The following is a 224-nucleotide window of genomic DNA, read 5'->3' as shown; positions in this document are numbered from 1 at the left end:
ATGCTGCTGGCATTCAACCTCCTTATCATCATCTACCCTTATCCTATCACATCCGGACTTTTATGGAAAGAGCTATAATATGGAAGATATCGAAATTGCTATAGACAGTACAGGAATTAGTATATACAACAACACACAGCAAGGAAAATAGCACTGACAGAAAATATCGTGGCTATGAGCAAACGAGAAAATTGCACGTAATGTTGAATATAAACAACAAAAAA

General features: G+C 35.7%; 1 pseudogene. It reads left to right on the top strand.

What is annotated here, in order from left to right:
• Window positions 1–76: 76 nt before the first annotated feature.
• A pseudogene (locus WOCAOBSORBRA_RS06690) lies at window positions 77–224 on the top strand (IS5 family transposase); the annotation flags it as partial.

Origin of the sequence: Wolbachia endosymbiont of Cardiocondyla obscurior (genome assembly GCF_902713635.1) — a bacterium.
Lineage (GTDB): Bacteria > Pseudomonadota > Alphaproteobacteria > Rickettsiales > Anaplasmataceae > Wolbachia > Wolbachia pipientis.
The sequence above is the reverse complement of the archived record's forward strand: the minus strand, read 5'-3'. Positions and strand labels throughout refer to the sequence as shown.